General features: G+C 71.0%; 20 protein-coding genes. 8 read left to right on the top strand and 12 right to left on the bottom strand.

The genetic code is table 11. From position 1 onward, the window contains the following. Positions 1–3: 3 nt before the first annotated feature. From AB0J42_RS05750 to AB0J42_RS05735, 4 genes are read right to left on the bottom strand one after another with little or no spacing between them, the layout of a single operon-like run. A complete protein-coding gene (locus AB0J42_RS05750) occupies positions 4–990 on the bottom strand; it encodes an alkaline phosphatase family protein (RefSeq protein ID WP_364289293.1) in 987 nt (328 codons plus the stop codon). A gap of 21 nt (positions 991–1,011) precedes the next feature. Next, positions 1,012–1,785: a sugar phosphate isomerase/epimerase family protein gene (locus tag AB0J42_RS05745; protein ID WP_364289854.1), complete on the bottom strand. Its 774-nt coding sequence runs from the start codon at positions 1,783–1,785 to the stop codon at positions 1,012–1,014. Positions 1,786–1,801: 16 nt separating this feature from the next. Next, a complete protein-coding gene (locus AB0J42_RS05740) occupies positions 1,802–2,833 on the bottom strand; it encodes a LacI family DNA-binding transcriptional regulator (RefSeq protein ID WP_364289291.1) in 1,032 nt (343 codons plus the stop codon). Positions 2,834–2,860: 27 nt separating this feature from the next. Continuing rightward, on the bottom strand, positions 2,861–4,000 hold the full coding sequence (locus AB0J42_RS05735) for a hypothetical protein (RefSeq protein WP_364289289.1): 1,140 nt from the start codon (positions 3,998–4,000) through the stop codon (positions 2,861–2,863). A 305-nt stretch (positions 4,001–4,305) separates the two neighbouring features. On the opposite strand from AB0J42_RS05735, the gene AB0J42_RS05730 reads away from it, so the two are divergent. From AB0J42_RS05730 to AB0J42_RS05720, 3 genes are all read left to right on the top strand, one after another. After that, positions 4,306–5,469 carry a thiolase family protein gene (locus tag AB0J42_RS05730; protein ID WP_364289852.1) on the top strand — a complete coding sequence of 388 codons (1,164 nt, stop codon included), beginning with the start codon at positions 4,306–4,308 and terminating at the stop codon, positions 5,467–5,469. 64 nt (positions 5,470–5,533) lie between these two features. Next, on the top strand, positions 5,534–7,627 hold the full coding sequence (locus tag AB0J42_RS05725; protein ID WP_364289287.1) for a 3-hydroxyacyl-CoA dehydrogenase NAD-binding domain-containing protein: 2,094 nt from the start codon (positions 5,534–5,536) through the stop codon (positions 7,625–7,627). 91 nt (positions 7,628–7,718) lie between these two features. Beyond that, complete coding sequence (locus AB0J42_RS05720; protein ID WP_364289285.1) at positions 7,719–8,099, top strand: SSI family serine proteinase inhibitor; 381 nt, start codon at positions 7,719–7,721, stop codon at positions 8,097–8,099. 30 nt (positions 8,100–8,129) lie between these two features. Here the strand turns inward: AB0J42_RS05720 and AB0J42_RS05715 are convergent, their stop codons facing one another. Next, positions 8,130–9,596 carry an amino acid permease gene (locus AB0J42_RS05715; RefSeq protein WP_364289283.1) on the bottom strand — a complete coding sequence of 489 codons (1,467 nt, stop codon included), beginning with the start codon at positions 9,594–9,596 and terminating at the stop codon, positions 8,130–8,132. Between the two features lie 69 nt (positions 9,597–9,665). Then, positions 9,666–11,546 carry a 1-deoxy-D-xylulose-5-phosphate synthase gene (gene dxs / locus AB0J42_RS05710; RefSeq protein WP_364289850.1) on the bottom strand — a complete coding sequence of 627 codons (1,881 nt, stop codon included), beginning with the start codon at positions 11,544–11,546 and terminating at the stop codon, positions 9,666–9,668. A 132-nt stretch (positions 11,547–11,678) separates the two neighbouring features. Between dxs and AB0J42_RS05705 the strand changes: the two genes are divergently transcribed. Next, the gene (locus AB0J42_RS05705; protein ID WP_364289281.1) at positions 11,679–12,557 is read left to right on the top strand and encodes a neutral zinc metallopeptidase; all 879 of its coding nucleotides are present in this window, start codon (positions 11,679–11,681) and stop codon (positions 12,555–12,557) included. Positions 12,558–12,685: 128 nt separating this feature from the next. Continuing rightward, positions 12,686–13,420, top strand: a complete 735-nt coding sequence (locus AB0J42_RS05700; protein WP_364289279.1) for a neutral zinc metallopeptidase — start codon at positions 12,686–12,688, stop codon at positions 13,418–13,420. Here the strand turns inward: AB0J42_RS05700 and AB0J42_RS05695 are convergent. The 5 genes from AB0J42_RS05695 to AB0J42_RS05675 all read right to left on the bottom strand — a co-directional run bounded on the left by AB0J42_RS05695 (position 13,417) and on the right by AB0J42_RS05675 (position 18,506). Continuing rightward, positions 13,417–14,652, bottom strand: coding sequence for an ROK family transcriptional regulator (locus AB0J42_RS05695; protein WP_364289277.1), 1,236 nt, complete (start codon positions 14,650–14,652; stop codon positions 13,417–13,419). The genes AB0J42_RS05700 and AB0J42_RS05695 overlap by 4 nt on opposite strands. Positions 14,653–14,687: 35 nt before the next feature. After that, entirely contained in the window at positions 14,688–15,950 is a 1,263-nt protein-coding gene (locus AB0J42_RS05690) for an ABC transporter permease (protein WP_364289275.1), read from the bottom strand. Then, complete coding sequence (locus tag AB0J42_RS05685; RefSeq protein ID WP_364289273.1) at positions 15,947–16,699, bottom strand: ATP-binding cassette domain-containing protein; 753 nt, start codon at positions 16,697–16,699, stop codon at positions 15,947–15,949. The genes AB0J42_RS05690 and AB0J42_RS05685 overlap by 4 nt, the downstream gene beginning before the upstream one ends. 69 nt (positions 16,700–16,768) lie before the next feature. After that, complete coding sequence (locus AB0J42_RS05680; protein ID WP_364289271.1) at positions 16,769–17,884, bottom strand: substrate-binding domain-containing protein; 1,116 nt, start codon at positions 17,882–17,884, stop codon at positions 16,769–16,771. 175 nt (positions 17,885–18,059) lie between these two features. Next, positions 18,060–18,506 carry a PPC domain-containing DNA-binding protein gene (locus tag AB0J42_RS05675; protein ID WP_364289269.1) on the bottom strand — a complete coding sequence of 149 codons (447 nt, stop codon included), beginning with the start codon at positions 18,504–18,506 and terminating at the stop codon, positions 18,060–18,062. Between the two features lie 155 nt (positions 18,507–18,661). Between AB0J42_RS05675 and bla the strand changes: the two genes are divergently transcribed. Beyond that, positions 18,662–19,588 (top strand): class A beta-lactamase, encoded by a 927-nt coding sequence (bla, locus tag AB0J42_RS05670; RefSeq protein WP_364289267.1) that lies wholly within the window; start codon positions 18,662–18,664, stop codon positions 19,586–19,588. Positions 19,589–19,591: 3 nt separating this feature from the next. Here bla and AB0J42_RS05665 read toward each other — a convergent pair whose 3' ends face one another. Next, on the bottom strand, positions 19,592–20,320 hold the full coding sequence (locus AB0J42_RS05665) for a sulfite exporter TauE/SafE family protein (RefSeq protein ID WP_364289265.1): 729 nt from the start codon (positions 20,318–20,320) through the stop codon (positions 19,592–19,594). Between the two features lie 99 nt (positions 20,321–20,419). Here AB0J42_RS05665 and AB0J42_RS05660 point away from each other — a divergent pair, with 99 nt between their 5' ends. Next, positions 20,420–20,740: a hypothetical protein gene (locus AB0J42_RS05660; RefSeq protein WP_364289263.1), complete on the top strand. Its 321-nt coding sequence runs from the start codon at positions 20,420–20,422 to the stop codon at positions 20,738–20,740. After that, complete coding sequence (locus AB0J42_RS05655; RefSeq protein WP_364289261.1) at positions 20,721–21,053, top strand: type II toxin-antitoxin system PemK/MazF family toxin; 333 nt, start codon at positions 20,721–20,723, stop codon at positions 21,051–21,053. Before AB0J42_RS05660 ends, AB0J42_RS05655 begins: the two co-directional genes overlap by 20 nt. Positions 21,054–21,159: the final 106 nt, after the last annotated feature.

Here is a 21,159-nt window from a genome sequence, read left to right as displayed (position 1 = left end):
CAATCAGCGGAGCAGCGGCTCCCCGTCCAGGTCCCACGCCGGGTCGACTGGGATGCCCAGCTCGGCCAGCGCCGTCGGGCCCACGTCCACCAGGCGCGCCCGGGGCAGCGGTCGCCCGCCCAGGTCCGCGCCCAGCCGGGCGGCGATGACGAACACCGTGCGTTCCTCGTCCGAGGCGCCGCCGTGGCCGCCCTCGTCGACGTGGCCGTGGTCGGTGGTGACCAGCACCGTCCACCGCTCCGCGGAGTACGAGGGGCGGGCGCGGATGGCGTCGAGGAAGCGGCCCAGGGCGGCGTCCTGGGTCATGAGCGCGGCGGTGTACTCGGGGCAGAACGGCCCCAGATCGTGCGCGACCTCGTCCGTGTCGCCCAGGTAGACGAAGGACAGGTCGGGGCCGGACTCAGCCAGGTGGCGCTCGGCCTCCGCGGCGACCAGCTTGTCGGCGCCGGCGAAAGTGAGCGCGAAGCCGTCGAGCACAAGCCGGTGGCCGATGGCGCGGCTGAAGGCGCCGTGCTCGTCGAGGGCCGCCCAGGAGAAGAACGCGGCCGTGGACAGGTCAGGCCGGGCCGCCTGCGCCCGCGTCAAGAAGTCCGGATATTTCGTGAACTGGGCTCCGGCGAACCCGTTGTCCACCACACCGTGCTTGTCCGGCCACACCGCACTGGCGATCGACGACCACCCCGGCCCGGAGTCCGTCCGCGCCCTGATCACCCGCTCCCCCGGCGGTGCGGGTTCTACCAGGGGTTCGGGTGAGGTCCGCGCCCTGATCACCCGTTCCCCCGGCGTCACAGACTCCGCCGGGGGTTCGGGGACGATCTCGCCGGGGGATTCGGTGCGCGGGGCCGCCTTCTCTCCGTACGGAAGCAGGCTCGTGCCGTACACGCCCGCGGACATCAGCGACGTCAGGACCGGCGGGCGCAGCGCGCGCAGCCGGTCGAAGCGCAGGCCGTCCATGCCGACGACCAGCACCTTATTGCTCAGCTGGGACATTCCCCCATCTAAGCGCCACGGCTAGGAGCCGAACCGCCGCACCCAGGCGGCGGCCCCCGGCAGGATGTCCTCCACCGGCGCCACCTGCGGATACCAGGTGCGCTCCCATTCCAGGGACACCCAGCCGCGGTAGCCCGCCGCCCGGAGCAGTTCGCCCGCCTCGTCCAGCGGGACCGAGCCGGTCCTCATCGGCACGGGGGTCGTGTCGGTGGCCGACACCGCGTCCTTGACCTGGACGTAGGCCAGGGACGGGCCGAGCGCGGCGAGTGTGTCGGCCGGGGATTCGCCGTGGCGCCACGGGTGGAGCAGGTCCCAGAGCGCGGCGGCCGTCTCCGGGGTGCCGGCCTCGGTCAGCAGGGCGGCCACCGCCGCCCCGGTCGCCATCTTGTCGTGGGTCTCCACCAGCACCCGGACGCCCAGCCGCTCGGCCGTACCGGAGATCGCCTTGAGGCGGCGCGCGCCCACGGCGGGGTCGTCGCCGCGCGGGAACACCCGCACCCCGGGCGCGCCGAGGTCGGCGGCGAGCCGCAGGTCGGCGCGGAGTGCGCCGATCACCTCGTCGTCGTCCTCGGGCGCGCAGATGCCGACATATCCGGCGAGCGCCGCGATCTCCAGCCCGGCCGCCTCGACGCGGCGCCGCACCGACAGCCGCTCGTCGCGGCCCAGCCCGGCGTGCACCCCGGTGTCGGGGTGGAGCCGCAGCTCCAGCCCCGCACAGCCGGCCCGGCGGCCGGTCTCGATCGCCTCGTCCAGGCCCGCCCCGGGCATGCCGAGGGTGCTGAAGGCCAGTCGCATCACGCGCGCTCCCGGTTCATCGCAGGTCTTTGACGCTCTCGCGGAGCACGACCTCGCCGGCCACCGGCTCCACGACCACGTCCTCCTCCGCCGTCAGCGCCAGCTCCAGGGCTCGCGCGCCCATGTCCTTGAGCGGCAGCCGGACGGTCGTCAGCGCGGGCACCTGGTCGCGGAGCGTGACGATGTCGTCGAAACCGGCCACCGACACGTCGTCCGGCACCCGGATGCCGCGCTCCCGGTAGGCGGCGAGCGCGCCCACGGCCATCACGTCGTTGACGGCGAACACGCAGGTGGCGTCGCCGGTGCGCTGGGCCGCCGCGTAGCCGCCGTCGCGGTCGAACGGGCCGTGCACGATCAGCGGCTCCGGCAGCCCCAGCTCCCGCAGGGCGGAGGTGAACCCGGCGCAGCGGTCCACGGCGGTCATCAGGTGGGGCGGCCCGGCTAGCACGGCGAAGCGGGTGTGGCCGAGCGCGGCCAGCTCGCGGGCGAGGGCGGCGGCGCCCTCGCGGTTGGCGGGCGCGACGGTGTTCACGCCCAGCAGGTCCTGGCCGACGCAGGCGACCCGCCCGCCCCCCTCGCGGTAGGCGGCGAGCTTGGCGGCCAGGCGGCCGGTGACCTCGGGGTCGGCGGTCCGGGACCCGGCCAGCAGGATCGCGCGGACCCGCTGCGCGTGCAGCGTGGACACGTACGCGATCTCCTGCTCCGGGTCGCGGTGGGTGGTGCCGACCATGACCAGCATCCGCTCACCGGCGGCGGCCCGCATGGCGCCGTCGGCCAGGGCGGCGAAGTAGGGGTCGGTCAGGTCGTGGACCACGATGCCGATGACGTTGCTCGACCCGCGGGCGAGCGTCTGGGCGGCGATGTTGGCCCGATAGCCCAGTTCGTCGGCGGCGCGCTCGACGCGCGACCGCAACGCCGCGCCCACCTGGCGGGTGCTGCCGTTGAGCACCCGCGAGGCGGTCGCGAGCGAGACGCCCGCCTGCTTGGCGACGTCTTCCAGCGTGACCACGAGACCCTCCAGGAAAGCGGTTTCCAGTATGCCGGACATGCATCTGAAACCGCATCCTTACACGTCTCAGGCCCAGGGGAACAGGATGTCGAAGATGCCCCTCCTGGTCTCCTGCGGCTCCGGCTCCGGCTCGGGATCGGGAGGAGCGGGATCGCCGGCCGGGTCTCTCGGCGTGTCGTCCTCCGTCTGCCGAGGCTCGGGCTCGCTGGTGGGCTGGACGTGCTTCATGTCGTTCGCCGGGGCCCGGGTGGCCTTGGCCGTCGGCTCGGGATCCGGCTCGGGGGCGCGGGTCCGCGTCCGGGTCGGCTGGGGTTCCGGGTCGGGGTCCGGCTCCGGTTCCACGGTGGCGGTCCGGGTCGGGCGGACCCGGGCCTGCGTCGTGGGCGCGGTGGTGGGGGTCTCGGCCTCGGTCACCGTGGGCTCGGGGGTGGCCGTGTCGGTGGCCTCCTCGACGGGGGCCTCGTCCTCCGGCTCGTCCTGGACCGCCGGGGTGTTCAGGTCGCCGACGCTGGCGCAGCGCCCGTTCGCGCAGGGGTCGTCGGAGGAGGTGCCGGTGAGCATCCAGCCCGCGCCCACGCCGAGCACCACGACGGCCGCGGCGGCGGCCAGCAGCAGCCGGGTGCGGCGGCGCACCTCGCCGTCGCCGTGCCCGTACTCGTCGTCGGAGGAGGTGTCGGTCCAGCCGGAGCCGAGGAAGCCGCGCCGGGGCTCCTCTTCCTGCACCTCGTAGCCCCGGTCGAGGGGCAGGTACGCCTCCTCGCCGGTGTGGCGGGGGTCGCTCGGCTCGTCCCCCGCGTACCCGTCGGCCTGGGCGTCCGCGTGACGCGGGCTGTCGTAGACGGAGGCCTCGGCGTCCAAGTGGCGCGGGCTGTCATAGGCAGGGGTGTCCGCGTCGGCGCGTTGTGTCCGGGGGTCCGGCTGATCGCCGTACGAGTCGCTCAGGGCGTCGGAGTACGCGGGGGCGGCGAAGGAGCCGGTCTCCGGGTAAACGCTTTCCTGGAAGGCGGACTCACCCTGGTACGGGTCGCCCGATGTGCCGTTGTCCGGGGGCAGGATGTACGTCTCGTTGCCCGACACCTGGATGGCGGGCTGTTCGTCGGTGTCATCCGTGCTCCAGCGCGGGGACAGGACGTCGCCGGTCAGATCCGGGTTCACCGGCCCTGCCTGCCCGTCGTCGTATGGCCTGTCGTTGTCGTCGCGCGCCACGCTGAACCTCTCTAGTACGAATACGGAGTGCAACCTTTCATAACAGATTTCACCCAACCTTGTCCGGAATTTTCACACGTTTCCCGAAGACTACTCAGAGTCACATTCGCCCCAACAAGTAACCAACGTCTCTTCCTGCACTTGGGGGCCGGTGACCACCGGGGTAAGGGCGAAGATACGCGACTCCGCACCTCCGGGCCGGGCGATGCGCGAGCCTCGCGTGCACCGTAGTTACTGACCAGTAGCATAGGGGCGGAAGCTGTCCAGCAACGAGGAGCGAATCCGTGCCTTCCTCTCGTGACGTCGTGTTCGTCGACGGCGTGCGCACGCCTTTCGGCAGGTCGGGGCCGAAAGGGCTGTATGCGGAGACCCGCGCCGACGACATGGTCGTCCGCGTCATCCGCGAGCTCATGCGGCGCAACCCCGGCCTGCCGCCCGAACGGGTGGACGAGGTCGCCATCGCCGCGACCACCCAGATCGGCGACCAGGGCCTGACCATCGGCCGCTCGGCGGCGGTGCTGGCCGGGCTGCCGAAGTCGGTGCCCGGCTACGCCATCGACCGGATGTGCGCGGGCGCCATGACCGCGGTGACCACGGTCGCCGGCGGCATCGCCTTCGGCGCCTACGACGTGGCCATCGCGGGCGGCGTCGAGCACATGGGCCGCCACCCCATGGGCGAGGGCGTGGACCCGAACCCGCGGTTCCTGTCGGAGAAGCTGGTCGACCCCAGCGCCCTGGTCATGGGCATGACGGCGGAGAACCTGCATGACCGCTACCCGACGATCTCCAAGGAGCGCGCCGACGCCTACGCCGTGCTGTCGCAGGAGAAGGCGGCCAAGGCGTACGCGGACGGCAAGATCCAGCCGGACCTGGTGCCGACCGCGGTGCGCACGGCCGAGAAGGGCTGGGGCCTGGCGACCGAGGACGAGGCGCCGCGCCCGGGCACCACGATGGAGGCGCTGAGCGCGCTGAAGACGCCGTTCCGCCCGCACGGCAACGTGACGGCCGGCAACGCCTCCGGCATCAACGACGGCGCGACCGGGTGCATCGTGGCGGCCCGCGAGGTCGCCGGGGAGCTCGGCCTGACGCCGAGGATGCGGCTGGTCTCGTACGCGTTCGCGGGCGTGGACCCGGAGGTCATGGGCGTGGGCCCGATCCCGTCCACGGAGCGCGCCCTCCGCCTGGCAAATCTCGAAATGTCGGACATCGGGCTGATCGAGATCAACGAGGCGTTCGCCGTCCAGGTCCTCGCCTTCCTGGAGCACTTCGGCATCGCCGACGACGACCCGCGCGTCAACCCCTACGGCGGCGCGATCGCCTTCGGCCACCCGCTGGCCTCCTCCGGCGTGCGGCTGATGACGCAGCTCGCCCGCCAGTTCGCCGAGCGCCCCGACGTGCGCTACGGCATCACCACCATGTGCGTCGGCATGGGCATGGGCGGCACCGTGATCTGGGAGAACCTGACGTGAGCGAGCGAAGCGAGAGAACCATGAGACACAGCAGCATGCTCACAGGACCGACGAAGGAGGGCCTGTGAGCAACATCGACACCTGGCGCGGGCTGCTGAGCGAGCGCGCCCCCGACGAAGTCGTCACCAAGGCCCTGGTCCGCGACGTGCAGCTGCCGGACGGCGCGGGCACGATGGCGCTGATCACCCTCGACAACGGCTTCGACCACACCAAGCCGAACACGTTCGGCCCGCACGGCCTGTTCGCGCTGAACGGCGCGCTGTCGGAGATCGCCGAGCGGACGGACCTGGCGGCGGTGGGCGTCACCGGCAAGCCGTTCGTCTTCGGCGTCGGCGCCGACCTGAAGGGCGCGGCGGCGCTGACCACCCGCGAGGAGGCGCTGGCCATCGGCGCGCTCGGCCACCACGTCTTCCGGCGGCTGGGCGAGCTGGGCATCCCGTCGTTCGCGTTCGTCAACGGCGCGGCGATGGGCGGCGGCCTGGAGATCGCGCTGCACTGCACCTACCGCACGATCTCCTCGGGGGTCCCGGCGGTGGCGCTGCCGGAGTGCTTCCTCGGCCTGGTGCCGGGCTGGGGCGGTACGCAGCTGCTCCCCCGCCTGGTCGGCCCGGCGAACGCGATCAAGTTCATCATCGAGAACCCGCTCGCCCAGAACCGCATGACCAGGGGCCGCGAGGCGTTCGAGCTGGGCCTCGCGGACGCGATCTTCGAGCCCGCCGACTTCCTGGAGGAGTCGCTGCGCTGGGCCGCCCGGGTCGTCAAGGGCGAGGTGACGGTCGAACGTACCGACCACACCGCCACCGACTGGGACAAGCCGCTCGGGGACGCCCGCTTCCTGGTGGACATGAAGCTGCACGGCGCCGCTCCCGCGCCGTACCGGGCTCTCGACCTGATCGCGCTGGCCCGTACCGCCTCCCGCGACGAGGGCTTCGCCGCCGAGGACGAGGCGCTGGCGGACCTGCTGATGGGTGACGAGCTGCGGGCCGGGCTCTACGCCTTCGACCTGGTGCAGCGGCGCGCCAAGCGGCCCGCGGGCGCGCCGGACGCGGCGCTGGCGCGCAAGGTGAACAAGGTCGGCGTCGTCGGCGCGGGCCTGATGGCCTCGCAGATGGCGCTGCTGTTCGCCCGCCGGCTGCAGGTCCCGGTCGTGCTGACCGACCTCGACCAGGACAGGCTCGACAAGGGCGTCGCGTACGTGCACGCCGAGGTGGACAAGCTGGCCGGGAAGGGCCGTGTCTCGCCGGACCAGGCCAACCGGCTCAAGGCGCTGGTGACCGGTTCCCTGAGCAAGGACGCCTTCGCCGACGCCGACTTCGTGATCGAGGCGGTCTTCGAGGACCTGACGGTCAAGAAGAAGGTGTTCGCCGAGGTGGAGGCCGTGGTGCGGCCCGACTGCGTGCTGGCCACCAACACCTCCTCGCTGAGCGTCACCGCGATGGGCGCCGAGCTGGCGCACCCGGAGCGGCTGGTCGGCTTCCACTTCTTCAACCCGGTCGCGGTCATGCCGCTGCTGGAGATCGTCCGGGGCGGCGCGACCGACGACGCCACGCTGGCCACCGCGTTCGCCGTCGGCAAGGCGCTGAAGAAGTCGTCGGTGCTGGTCAAGGACGCCCCCGCGTTCGTGGTCAACCGGCTGCTCACCCGGTTCATGGGCGAGGTGATCGGGGCCGTCGACGAGGGCACGCCGCTGGAGACCGCCGAGCACGCGCTGGACGGCCTCGGGCTGCCGATGACGCCCTTCGCGCTGCTGCAGCTCGTCGGGCCGGCGGTGGGCATGCACGTGGCCGAGACGCTGCACGAGGCGTTCCCGGACCGGTTCGGCGTCTCGGCGAACCTGGCCAAGCTGGTCGCCTCCGGCAAGCCGGGGGTCTACCGGCCGGACTTCTCGCTGGACGAGGAGGCGGTGGCGCTCTTCGCGGGCGGCTCCGCGCCGTCCACCGCCGAGCAGGTACGGGAGCGCGTGCTGAAGGCGCTGGCCGAGGAGGTCCGGATCATGCTGGACGAGGGCGTGGTGGCCGCGCCGCAGGACATCGACCTGTGCATGATCCTCGGTGCGGGCTGGCCCTTCCACCTGGGCGGGATCACCCCGTACCTGGACCGCGCCGGTTACTCTGCGTCGCGTTTCCTGCCGCCGGGGGTTGCGTCACTACCCGCTTGACCTGGAGTTGGGGAGGCCCGCCCGGCGGGTCTCCCCTTTGATCGTCACTCTCCGTCGTAGCCTCTGATCCCAGCTACGAAGGGAGAAGATCATGATGAAAGCGATCGGAGCGCTCGCGCTGTGCGGGAGCCTCCTGGCAGTCCCGGCCCCCGCGGTCGCCGCGCCCCAGTCCGGCGCGACGCTGCGGATTCTGGTCACGGTCAAGGACGCCGACTCGAAGACGGCCACGCTCAACTGCTACCCGGCCGGCGGCACGCACAGTTCGGCGCTCCAGGCCTGCGCGCTGCTGGCCCTGGTGGGCGGCGACCCGGAGAAGCTGAACGTCAACCCGGGGGCCGTCTGCACCCGCGAGTTCCGGCCCAGCGCGGTGATCATCACCGGCACTTGGCAGGACAAGCCGGTCTGGTTCGGCCAGATGTACGCCAACCCCTGCCAGATGCGGGCGGCCGGCGGCGCTGTCTTCACGCCCTGACCGGTGCGGGGGCGGGCCCGAGCCGCCCCCTCACGACGTCTCCCCGGCACGCGCCACCCTGCTGTGGCGGTAGCCGTACCCGAAGTAGAGCAGGATGCCGACGACCATCCAGATGAGGAACCGCAGCCAGGTCTCTATCGGCAGGTTCAGCATCAGGTAGAGGCAGGCGAGCACCGACAGGATCGGCAGCACCGGCACCAGCGGCGTCCGGAAGGCCCGGCGCAGGTCCGGGCGGGTGCGCCGGAGGATGATCACCCCGGCCGACACCACCACGAACGCGAAGAGCGTCCCGATGTTCACCAGCTCGGCCAGCGCGCTGAGCGAGATGAACCCGGCCATCGCGGCGGCGACCAGGCCGACGATCCCGGTCAGCAGCGCGGGCGTGCCGGTCCGCGGATGCACCCGGGCGAGCCTGCGCGGCAGCAGCCCGTCGCGGCACATGGCGAACAGCACCCGCGTCTGCCCCAGCATCAGGATCATCACCACGGTGGTCAGGCCCGCGATCGCGCCGATGCTGATGAGCCCCGCCACCCAGGGCTGCCCGACCGCGGTGAACGCGTCGGCCAGCGGCGCCTCGGTGCTCAGCTCGTCGTAGGGCTGCATGCCCACCACGACCAGCGAGACCGCCACGTACAGGACCGTGCAGACCGCCAGCGAGCCGAGGATGCCGCGCGGCAGGGCGCGCTGCGGATTGATCGTCTCCTCGGCGGCGGTGGCGACGATGTCGAAGCCGATGAAGGCGAAGAACACGATGGCCGCGGCGGAGAAGATGCCGATCACGCCGAACGCCACCGGCGTGATGCCGAACAGCACCTGGATGAGCGGCGCCTGCAAGCCCTCCACCGTCTCGGTCGGCTCCGGCGGGGGGATGAACGGGCTGTAGTTGGCCGCCTCGACGAAGAACAGCCCGGCCACGATCACCAGCAGGACGACGGTGACCTTCACCACCACGATCACCAGGTTGACCCGGGACGACAGCTTGATCCCGGCCATCAGGACCCCGGTGAGGATGAGCACGATCGCCATCGCGGGCACGTCGACCACGGCCTCCGAGCCGGCGACGGACGCCGGCAGATGGAAGCCCATCGAGCCGAGCAGCGACGCGAAGTAGCCCGACCAGCCGACGGAGACCACGGCGGCGGCCAGCGCCAGCTCCAGCAGCAGGTCCCAGCCGATGATCCAGGCGGGGAACTCGCCCAGGGTGGCGAAGGAGAAGGTGTAGGCCGACCCCGCCACCGGGATCGTGGAGGCGAACTCCGCGTAGCAGAGCGCCGCCAGCCCGCACACCACCGCCGCCACCACGAACGAGAGCGCCACCGCCGGACCGGCCGTGTCCCTGGCGACCTGGCCGGTCAGCACGAAGATGCCGGTGCCGACGATCACGCCGATGCCGAAGACCGTCAGGTCGACGGCGGTCAGCCGCTTGCGGAGCCGGTGCTCGGGCGCCTCCGTGTCGCGGATCGACTGCTCGACGCTCTTGGTGCGAAAGATGTCCACGCTCGGCGATCCTTCCCGGGCGCGGGTCGATCACACGCAGTGATCGGCATGTCGCCCGGGGAGGCGCGCCTACGAGGTGCTGACCACCGGTGAGCTGCGCTTGGCGACCGCCTCGGTGATCTGCCGGGCCAGGTCCTGGCCGGTGAGCCCGAACCGGCCGAGCAGGACGGCCCGCTTGGCGTGGTCGAGGAAGCGCTGCGGGATGCCGAAGTTGCGTACGGGCACGTCCACGTCGGCGTCGCGCAGCAGGCGCGAGACCGCGTCGCCGACGCCGCCGACCCGGCCGTTGTCCTCGACCACGGCGACGAGCCGGCGTCCGGCCGCGGCGCCGACGAGGGCCTCGTCGAGCGGCTTGACCCAGCGCGGGTCGATCACGGTCGCGGTGATGCCCTGCGCGTCGAGCAGGGTGGCGGCCTCCAGGCAGGCGTGCGCCATCGGGCCGACGCCGACGAACAGCACGTCGGGGTCGTCGGTCTCGGGCTCGCGCAGCACGTCCATGCAGCCGAGCTTCCGCACCGCCTCGACGGACTCGGCGACCGGGCCCTTGGGGAAGCGGATCACGGTCGGCCCGTCGGTGACGGCCACGGACTCGCGCAGCAGCTCGGTCAGCCGGTCGCCGTCGCGCGGGACGGCGACCCGCAGCCCCGGCACGACCTGGAGGATGGACAGGTCCCACATGCCGTTGTGGCTGGCGCCGTCGTCGCCGGTCACGCCGGCCCGGTCGAGCGCCACGGTGACGGGCAGCCTGTGCAGGGCGACGTCCATCAGCAGCTGGTCGAAGGCGCGGTTGAGGAAGGTGGCGTAGACGGCGACGACCGGGTGGAGGCCGCCCATGGCCAGGCCGGCGGCGCTGGTCAGGGCGTGCTGCTCGGCGATGCCGACGTCGTAGGTGCGGTCGGGGAAGGCGTCGGCGAAGCGCGCCAGCCCGGTCGGGTGGAGCATCGCCGCGGTGATGGCGACGATGTCCTCGCGTTCCTTGCCGAGCCGGACCAGCTCGTCGCTGAACACGTCGGTCCAGATGCGGCCCTTGGGCTTCTCGGCGCCGGTGGCGCGGTCGAAGGCGCCGGGTGAGTGGAACTGGTCCTCGTCGTGGTTCTCGGCGGGGCTGTAGCCGCGGCCCTTCTGGGTGACGGCGTGCACGATGACGGGGCCGCCGAAGCCGCGGGCCTTGCGCAGCGCCGCCTCCATGGCCTGCTCGTCGTGGCCGTCGATGGGGCCGACGTACTTGAGGCCGAGGTCCTCGAACATGACCTGCGGGGCGATGACGTCCTTGACGCCCTTCTTGAAGCCGTGGAGCGCGTCGTAGAGCACGGGAACGTTCCCGATCTTCTCCTTGACGAACTCCAGCATGTCCTCGTAGCGGCGGTCGACCCGGAGGGACGACAGGTGGGAGGCGAGCCCCCCGATGGTCGGCGAGTAGGAGCGCCCGTTGTCGTTGACCACGATGACGACCGGCAGGTCCTTGACGGCGGCGATGTTGTTGAGCGCCTCCCAGGCCATGCCGCCGGTGAGCGCGCCGTCGCCGATCACCGCGACGGCGGTGCGGTCGCGCTCGCCGCGCAGCTTGAAGGCCTTGGCCAGGCCGTCGGCGTAGGACAGGGCGGTGGAGGCGTGCGAGTTCTCCACGAAGTCGTGCTCGGACTCGGCCTGGCTGGGGTAGCCGGACAGGCCGCCCTCCTGCTTGAGCGCGTCGAAGCCGGCCATCCGCCCGGTGAGCAGCTTGTGGACGTACGCCTGGTGGCCGGTGTCCCAGATGATCGGGTCGCGCGGCGAGTCGAAGACCCGGTGGACGGCGATGGTGAGTTCCACCACACCGAGGTTGGGCCCGAGGTGGCCGCCGAACCGCGCGCACGACTCCACGAGCAGGTCGCGAATCTCACCCGCCAGCCGCGGCAACTCTCCGGCAGCGAGCCGTTTGACGTCGTCCGGTCCCTTGATCGAGCCCAGCAACCCGCTCACGGATCCGACTCCCCTCTGGTCTTGTGCGCCGACGGCACGAGTCTAGTTCGAAGGGGCGGCGCTAGACCCATCGACGCAAATCCACACACATTTGTCAGCGCTTGACCTAGTCTTTGCCACATTATGAACACTCTCCCCATCAAGAAGCTGGCGTCACTCGCGGCAGCCGGCGTGGTCATCACGCTGGCCGGCACGGGGACGGCGGTGGCCCAGACGCACAGCGTCCAGGCCGGACAGCAAGCCCAGCAGCACATCACCACCCAGCACCTCACGCAGCAGGTCTCCGCCCTGCGGCCCACGCCGCGCGGCAAGACCGCCGCGACGAACAACCCGCTCTACCGGACCGGCCGCCTGGCCGGCACGAACTGCTCCCCCGGCGACATCCGGCGGGGCAGCACCGCCGCGTACAAGCGGTTCCTGCAGCGCATGACCAAGTGCCTGGACAGGGCCTGGGCCAGCCAGTTCCGCAAGGCGGGCCTGCGCTTCAGCAAGCCGCGGCTGCGCATCGTGACCCGTAAGGTCAACACCCCCTGCGGGCGCTGGGTCTCGAACGCCGCGGGCATGTACTGCAGCTCCAACCGCACCATGTACATGCTGATCACCAAGCGCGAGCTGCGCGACCCGTTCCCGGTCGGCATCGCGCGGCTGATGGCCCACGAGTACGGCCACCACGTCCAGCAGATGTCCGGCATCTCGAACTACTTCTTCCAGGCCAGGCACCGCGCCGGCCGGTCGGCCCAGCTGCAGCTGTCGCGCCGCCACGAGCTGCAGGCCGAGTGCTTCTCCGCGGTCTTCATGCGTACGGTCGCCCGCTCGCTGCCGGTGCCCCAGGACCACTGGGACCACACCGTGGACTGGTTCCGCAAGAACGGCCACAAGGGCTGGGCGCAGAACGACCACGGCAAGGGCCGGAGCCAGGCGTTCTGGATGGAGCGGGGCTTCAACTCCGCCCAGCCGGGCTCCTGCAACACCTGGACGGCTCCCTCCAGGACCGTCGCCTGACACCTCCCGCTGACGCGGCCGCGCCACCCCGGCGCGGCCGCTCCGGCAAAGAGCAGGTCAACAAATCACCATGAACTGGTCTAGGATCCGCGATCGTGCGTATTCCCCTTGTCGTGTTGGCTTCCTGCGTGATCGCGGGTCTGGGCCTGACCGGTACGGCCGAGGCCGCTAGCACCTCCGGCACGGCGCAGCCCGCCGCGCTGACCAGCAACAAGATCTACCGGTCGGGCACCGCGGCGGCCATGCGCTGCCCGCTCCCCGGGATCAAGCCCGGCAGCGCCGTGTCCGTGAAGAGGTTCCAGCAGGCGCTGGCCCGCTGCGCCGACCGCTTCTGGGCCGCCCGCTTCAAGGCGGCGGGGCTGCGCTACAGCCCGCCGAAGCTGCACATCACCACCGGGAAGCGCTCGGTCTGCGGCACGATCACCACCAACGGTGCCCAGTACTGCCCGCAGCAGCGCACGGTCGCGATCCGGATCATGAAGCGCGACCTGCGCGACCAGATCAAGATGAACCTCGCGCACTCGGTCGCGCACGAGTGGGGCCACCACGTACAGGAGCTCTCCGGCATCCTGGACGCGCAGAACACGCTCTACTGGCGCTCGGGCAAGACCCGGCGCGCGGCGCTCAGCCGCAAACTGGAGATGCAGGCCGAGTGCTTCGCCGGCGTGTTCTACCGGGCCGCGTTCGACTCGCTCGACTCCGACATCACCTGGGCCCAGTGGATCAACGGCGTGAAGCAGAGCCGGGAGAGCAAGGTCCACGGCAAGCCGCGCAACCTCGCCTACTGGCAGGACCGCGGCTACGACGCCGGCTCGGCCGCCGCCTGCAACACCTGGACGGCCCCGGCCGCCCGGGTCGCCTAGCCGCCCGCCCGGGCCAGCACCTCCAGCGGGTCGGCCAGGACGTGGGCGAAGGCCAGCTCGGCCGCGCCCACCAGGGTCGCGTCGTCGGCCAGCGCCGAGGTGCGCAGCCGCAACCGGTTGCGCTGCGGCGTCATGGCGTGCAGCTTGAGCTGGCTGCGCACCCGCGTGGCCGCGCCCAGGTAGACCTCCCTGAGCATGCCGCCGAATATGACCATCTCCGGGTTGAAGATGTTGACCAGGTTGGCCACGCCCAGCCCGAGCCAGTCGCCGACCCGCTTGAGCGCCTCCTGCGCCACGATGTCGCCCCGATCGGCGGCGTCGACCACGGCGCGCACCACCTCCCGGCCGTGCTTGCCGGAGGGCTCGTCGCCGTTCTGCCCGGCCTTGACCCGGCCGGCCGCCTCCAGCAGCGCCCGCTCCCCCACCTCCGCCTCCAGGCAGCCGTGCGAGCCGCAGCCGCAGGACCGGCCGCCGGGGTTGACGACCATGTGGCCGACCTCGCCGCCGTAGCCCTCGTGGCCGCCCAGCAGGTGGCCGCCGGCGATGATGCCGCCGCCGATGCCGACGTCGCCGTGCAGGTAGATGAGGTCCTTGACGGACACGCCGACGCCGCGGCTGTGCTCGGCCAGCGCGCCCAGGTTGGCGTCGTTGCCGACGCTCACCGGGAGGCCGAGGCCGAGGCGGCGGGCCAGCTCCTCGCCGAACGGCATCTCCTGCTCGGGCGTCCGCAGGTGGGGGCTGAACGCGATGACTCCGTCGCCTTTGCGCACCCCGCCGGAGAAGGCGGCCGCGGCCCCCACGCACACGGTGTCGGGCCTGGTCTTGCGGCGCATCTGCCGGGCGAACCCGGCCAGCACCCCCACGATCTCGCCCAGTTCGAACGGGTCGCGCCGGCGCGGCAGCTCCCGCCGGTCGAGGATCACCCCGCCCAGCCCGACGCGGGCCGCCACCAGCCGGTCGGGCCCCACGTCGAACGCGAACACGTACACCCGCGACGACTCCGGGCGGACCACCAGGGAGGGCCGGCCTGCGCGGCCCGTCTCGCGGGGCAGCTCCTCGCGCACCAGCCCCGCCGCCGTCAGATCGGAGGTGAGTGCCATGATGGTGCTGCGGTTCAGCCCCATCCGGGCGGTGAGCTCGGCCCGCGAGATCGGCCCGCCCAGATGGACGTGGCGCAGCAGTGCGCCGAGGTTGTGGCGCCTGATGTCCTCCTGGGAGGGGCCGGCACGCATCGTCTGTGGTTCCTTCAACGGGTGGAAGTCGCTGATCACCTTAGACCAGCGGCGGAGGCCCGTTTACGCGCGATCGCGTCCACGCCGGCGGCGAGCAGCAGCACGGATCCGGTGACCAGATACTTGACGCTCGCGCCGTACCCCATCAGGCCCATGCCGTTCTCGATCACGGCCACCACGGCGCCGCCCATGACGGCGTCCAGCACGCGTCCCTTGCCGCCGAACAGGCTGGTGCCGCCGATGACGGCCGCGCCCACCGCGTAGAGCAGCACGGAGCTGCCGCCCGTGTTCGGGTCGACGGAGGCCGCCCGCGAGGCGGCCATGATGCCGCCGACGGCGGCCATCGAGGAGCAGATGACGAAGACGCTGACCTTGATCCGGTCCACCGGGATGCCGGCCCTGCGGGCCGCCTCCGGGTTCCCGCCGACCGCGTAGATGTGCCGCCCGTAGGCGGTACGGTGCAGCACGAACGTCCAGAAGACGAGCAGCACCAGGATGATCGGCACCACGATCGGCACGCCGGTCAGCGAGGTGAGCACCGGGTTGCGGCTGCGCTCCAGGTTGAGCACCCACACCGCGAGCCCGCCGATGACGGCGAGCGCGCCCACCCGGGCGACGATCAGCGACATCGCGTCGGCGGTCAGGCCGCGCGCGGCGCGCTTGCGGGCCCGGAAGAGCTGGATGCCCGCGTAGGCGGCCACGCAGGCGGCGAACAGGACCCAGCCGAGCCACGGCGGCAGGTTCCTGGTGGCGATCGCGACGATCACGTCGTCCCTGATCGAGATGTTCGTGCCCTCCCGCACCAGCACCAGGACCAGGCCCTGGAAGGCGAGGAACGCGGCGAGCGTGACCACGAAGGACGGGATGCCGACCTTGGCCACCAGGACGCCGAGCACGATGCCGATGACCACGCCGGTGAGGATCGCGGCCAGCACGCAGACGTACCAGGGCAGGCCCAGGTTGGTGAGCGTCACCGCGAGCACGGCCGCGCAGACGCCGCTGGCGAACCCGGCCGACAGGTCGATCTCGCCGACGAGCAGCACGAACACCAGGCCCATCGCGATCACCGTGATCGCGGCGCCCTGGGTGAAGAGGTTGGCGAAGTTGATCGGCGTGAGGAAGGCCGGCCGGGCGATGGAGAACACCGTGCAGAGCACGATCAGCCCGAGCACCGCCGGCAGCGCGCCCATGTCCCCGCCGCGCACCCGCTCGGCGTAGGCGCGGACGCTGACCCCGATCGACGGCGACTTCCTCTCGGCGGCGACGGTGTCGCCCGGATGTTCTTTGACCTTGTTCATTGCGTGATCCCCAGGTCTCCGCTGCGGCCGGATGTGATCAGTTCGACGACCTGCGCGTGAGTCACGTCGGCGGTGCGGACCTGGGCGGCCATCCTGCCGAGGTAGAGGGCCGCTATCCGGTCGGACACCGCGAACACGTCGTTCATGTTGTGGGAGATGAGCACGACGGCCAGGCCCTTGTCGGCCAGCGTGCGCACCAGTTCGAGCACCTGAGCGGTCTGGGCGACGCCCAGCGCGGCGGTGGGCTCGTCGAGGATGACGACCTTGCTGTTCCACAGCACGGCCTTGGCGATGGCGACGGTCTGGCGCTGCCCGCCGGAAAGGCTGGAGACCTGCTGCCGGATCGACTTGACGGTGCGGACCGACAGGCCGGTCAGCGTCTCCTGCGCCTGTTCCTCCATCGCGGCCTCGTCGAGCATGATGCCGCGGCGCCGTTCCCGGCCCAGGAACATGTTCTGGACGATGTCCAGGTTGTCGCAGAGCGCCAGGTCCTGGTAGACGATCTCGATGCCGAGCGCGGCCGCGTCGCGCGGGCCGTTCACCTGCACCGGCTTGCCCTCGAACAGCATCTCGCCCGAGTCGATCGGGTAGGTGCCGCCGATGCACTTGACGAGCGTCGACTTGCCGGCGCCGTTGTCCCCGACGAGCGCGGTCACCTCTCCGGCGTAGGCCGAGAAGGACACGTCGTGCAGGACCTGCACGGGGCCGAAGCTCTTGTCGATCCCGCGTACTTCGAGCAGGGGGGTCATGGGGCTCCCTCACGAGGGGCACGGCCCGCGCGGCGAGCGCGAGCCGTGCCCTGTCCCGGATCTACGGTGCTACTGGATTCCGGCCTCGGTGCACTTCTCGGCGAACTCGCCGGTGCACAGCTCCTCCTTGGTCACGTAGCCGTCGGCCACCACGTCCTTGACGTTGTCGAAGTAGATGGCCTGCGGCTCCAGCAGCTCGGCGGGGACGTCCTGGCCCGTCTCCGGGTCCTTGACGCTGCCGCTGGCCGCCGGCTTCTCGCCCTTGGCCAGTGCGACCGCGAGAGCAGCCGCGGCGTCCGCCTCCTTCTTGACCGCCTTGTAGACGGTCATGCACTGGTCGCCCGCGAGGATGTTCTGCAGGCCCTGCACGGTGGCGTCCTGGCCGGTGACCGGCACCTTGCCGTTGATCTTGTTCTTCTTCAGCACGGTGATGGCCGCGTTGCCGAGGCCGTCGTTGGCGGAGAGCACTCCCGCGATCTTCGGCTCGCTGGTGAGCATCTGCTCGAAGAGGGTGCCGGCCTGGGCGTTGTCCCAGTCGGGCACGGACTGCTCGGGGCCCTTGACGTACTCGCCGGAGTCGAACTTCGGCTTGAGCACGCCGTCGTAGCCCTGCTTGAACAGCGTCGCGTTGTTGTCGGTCGGCGAGCCGTTCAGGTAGGCGACGATCGGCTTCTCGGCGCCCTTGTCGGCCAGGCACTTGACCAGGCCTTCGCCCTGGAGCTGGCCGACCTTCTCGTTGTCGAAGCTGACGTAGTAGGCGGCGTTGCCGCCCAGCGTCAGCCGGTCGTAGTCGATCGTGGCCACACCCTGGGACCTGGCCTTGTCGATCACGGTCTTGCCGGTACCGCTGTCCAGGTTCACGATCATCAGCACGGTCGCGCCGTTGGTGATCATCTGGTCGGCGATGGTCTGGAACGCGGTCTTGTCGTTCTGTGCGTTCTGGATGTCGTACTCGACCCCCGCGGCCTCGAAGGCCTCCTGGAGGTACTTACGGTCAGCCGTCTCCCAGCGTGCGGACGACTTGCTGTCGGGCAGGATCACACCGATCTTGCCCGCCGCCGCCGGCTGAGATTCCTCTGCCGTCGAGGTGGTGGAGGAGGTCTGACCGCTTTCGCCCCCGCAGGCGGTAAGACCGAGAGCAAGCGCGGCCGCCGCGGCGGTCAGGCTGAGGATCCCCTTGCGCATGGTGCAGGGTCCTTTCTTCCGGAGGGGCCCGGATGAATGTTGTTTGCGGCAACGTATTGCGCCGGGGCCTGCTTGGGAAGACCTCTCAAGGGGGGAGTTTGTTGTTTCCGGTAACAATCCAGAAACGCCGGGGACGCCCGCCCGTCACCTACCGGCCCGCAGAGGCCGCCGTCGGTCAGCCGGACGAGGGCAGGTCGATCAAGGTGAGCCCGGTCTCCGGATCGTGGCGTTTGCGCAGCCAGGCGGGCGACTCCTGCACCACGATCTCCAGCGTCGGCCAGACGCGCGCCTCCAGCAGATGACCGCCCCTCGTGGTGCCGTCCCGCAGGCCGACGACGACGTGCGCGTGCACCTGGGGACGCCCGTCCGCCAGCGCGACGTCGCCCGTCAGGCTCAGCACCTCGACCTGCTCCCCGACCGGGATGCGCAGATAGTCGCCGCGCCCGGGGTCGAAGTAGCCGAGCGTGGCGCCGCTGAACGCGCCGATCCCGGTCAGGGACGCCGCCCCCACCCCCTGCTCCTCCGCCCAGCGGCGCAGCTCGGTCATGGGCTCGTCGCCCTTGTCCATGATCACCGCGTGCACGGTCAGGCCACCGGACTCGCTCAGGACTCGTGATTTCATGCGGGGCGCCTGCCCGGGCCCGGCGCGGCCAATCCAGCCTGGTCTCATATCGATTCTGATATCAGTACGGTCCCGATATCACTATTGGACAGCCCGGCGGAGCCTCTGATCTTCTCGTCCCCGTACGAGATCGAACTCATCAGGGAGTCATCCACATGCCGCATATCCAGGGCGTCCGCAAGAAGCTCGCCGTCTCGCTCGTGGCGATGTCCGCGCTGCTCGCCGGCGGCGCAGTCACCACGGCGCCCGCTGCCGCCGCGCCCGCGAGCCGCGACGGCGCCCGCGCCGAGCTGCGCCGGCTCGAAGCCTCCTACCAGGGACGCATCGGCGCCTTCGCCATCGACACGGGCACCGGCAAGACCTTCGGCCACCGGGCGCACGAGCGGTTCCCCGTCAACTCCACGTTCAAGGCCGTCCTGTGCGGCGCCATCCTGGACAAGGCGCGCACCCGCGACCCCGGCCTGATGAAGCGCACCCTGCGCTGGACCGCCAAGGACGTGGTCACCCACTCCCCCGTCTCCGGGAAGCCCGAGAACATCCGGAACGGGCTGACCCCGGCCCGGCTCTGCCACGCCACCATCACCCAGAGCGACAACACCGCCGCCAACGTGCTGCTCAAGCAGATCGGCGGTCCGGCCGGCCTGACCCGCTACTACCGCTCGCTCGGCGACCGGTTCGGGCGGCTGGACCGCTGGGAGACCGAGCTGAACGACTGGAAGCCGGGCGAGAAGCGCGACACGATCACGCCCGCCTCCATGGCGCGCGACCTGCGGAAGCTCACCACCGGGGACGCGCTGGTGCCCGCCGACAGGAAGCGGCTCGTCGGCTGGCTGCGGGCCAGCGAGACCGGGAAGGGCCGCATCGCCGCCGGGCTGCCCGCGGGCTGGAAGTCCGGCGACAAGACGGGCACCGGCGGCGTGTACGGGACGGCGAGCGACATCGCGATCGCCTGGCCGCCGTCGGGCAAGCCGGTCATCATCGCCGTGTACGTGCACGGCAAGACCGCCGACGCCGAGGTGGACGAGACGGTCATCGCCAGGACCACCTCCCTGCTCCTGCGCGGGCTCGGCAAGACCTCCTGATCGTCAGGCGCCCGCCACGCTCTGGACGATCAGCACCCCCGCCGACAGCGCCGCCACCGTCAGGATGGCGGTGCGGACCTTGCCGCCGTCCAGGTAGCGGCGGAGCGGGCCCGAGACCAGGAAACCGGCGCTCATCGGCAGCACGAGCAGGGCGCCCGTGCCGAGCGCGCGGGCCGGCAAGTGGTCGACGAGCGCCAGGATGACCAGCGCCTGGGCGGCGCTGAGACAGAAGAACATGGCCAGCGTCGCCCGGATCTGCGGCCCCTTGGCGCTCTGGTAGACGAGCGCGATGGGCGGGCCGCCGATGCCGGTGGCGGTGCCGGTGACGCCGGAGATGAAACCCGCCGAGGTGATCGTGAACCCGTTCCTCGGCACGCTCGCCGTCACCGCCGTCAGCACCACCGCGGCGAGCACCATCACACCCACGAACACGCTTAAGTGGTAGACGGAAATGTAGACGACGATGGCGGCGCCGATGACGCTCCCCGGCAGCCTGCCGAGGAGCGCAAACCCCAGCCCCCGCCAGTCCACCCGCCGCCACTCCACGGCCAGCGTGAACAGCGGCAGCATCATGTTCGTCACCTGCACCGCGCCGGGCATCAACGTGGGATCCATCAGCGTCAGCACAGGCACCGCCACCAGCCCCATCCCGAAGCCCACACTCCCTTGGACCACCGCCCCGACGAAGACGGCCAGACCGCCGACTATCAGTAACAACGCCGTGTCATGCATGGCAGAAGTCAACCATCCTTACTCTATGCATACGAACAACTCTCGTACGTGACGACGTGCTGCTACTGTTCTTGCTGACGCCGACGTAGCCTGCGGAGTATGACAATGAAGCACAAGGCCACCACGATTCGCGTCAGCGTCCACACCAGAGATCGACTGGCCAGGATCGCCCGGAAGGAGGGCCGGACCATGACCGAGGTGCTCAACGAGGCCATCAGCGACTACGAGCAGAAAGTCTTCTGGCAGGAGGTCGACGAGCAAATAGAGCGCACCCAGCGCGAGGCCCCCGAGGCCTGGGCCGACTACCTGTCCGAGCGTGAGCTCGTGCTCGGCGGGCCGTCGCGCACCCGGCGCATTGCCCCCGAATGGGAGGGCCTGATCACATTCCCCGAGGAGAGCGATGAAACTAACGCGCGGTGAGATATGGTTCACCGACTTCGGTGACCCGGAAGGCCGCGAGCAAGGCTACCCGCGCCCCGCCCTGATCGTCAGCAACGACAACCTGAACCGTTCCAGGCTGGGACTCGTCCTCGCGGTGCCGCTCACCACCCGGGAGCGCGGCTACCCGACACACGTCCGCGTCAGCCGGGACGGCACCGGACTGACCAAGCCGAGCTGGGCCATGGTGGAGCAGATCCGGGCCATCTCCCCCGCGAGGTTCGACTTCTTCGTCGGCTACGCGCCGGAGGAGGTGGTCGACGAGGCCGTCACCGTACTCAAGAGGATGATCTGAGATCGCCACCCGGCGAAATCGTAGTTCGCCGGGTGGCGGTTCTCATCATGCCAGGCGATGAGCCACCTCGGAGACAGGTCTTGAGAGCCGAGACACACAGGACGGC

Origin of the sequence: Nonomuraea sp. NPDC049649 (assembly GCF_040675175.1) — a bacterium.
Taxonomy (GTDB): Bacteria; Actinomycetota; Actinomycetes; order Streptosporangiales; family Streptosporangiaceae; genus Nonomuraea.
This window is presented reverse-complemented; position numbering and strand designations above follow the sequence as displayed.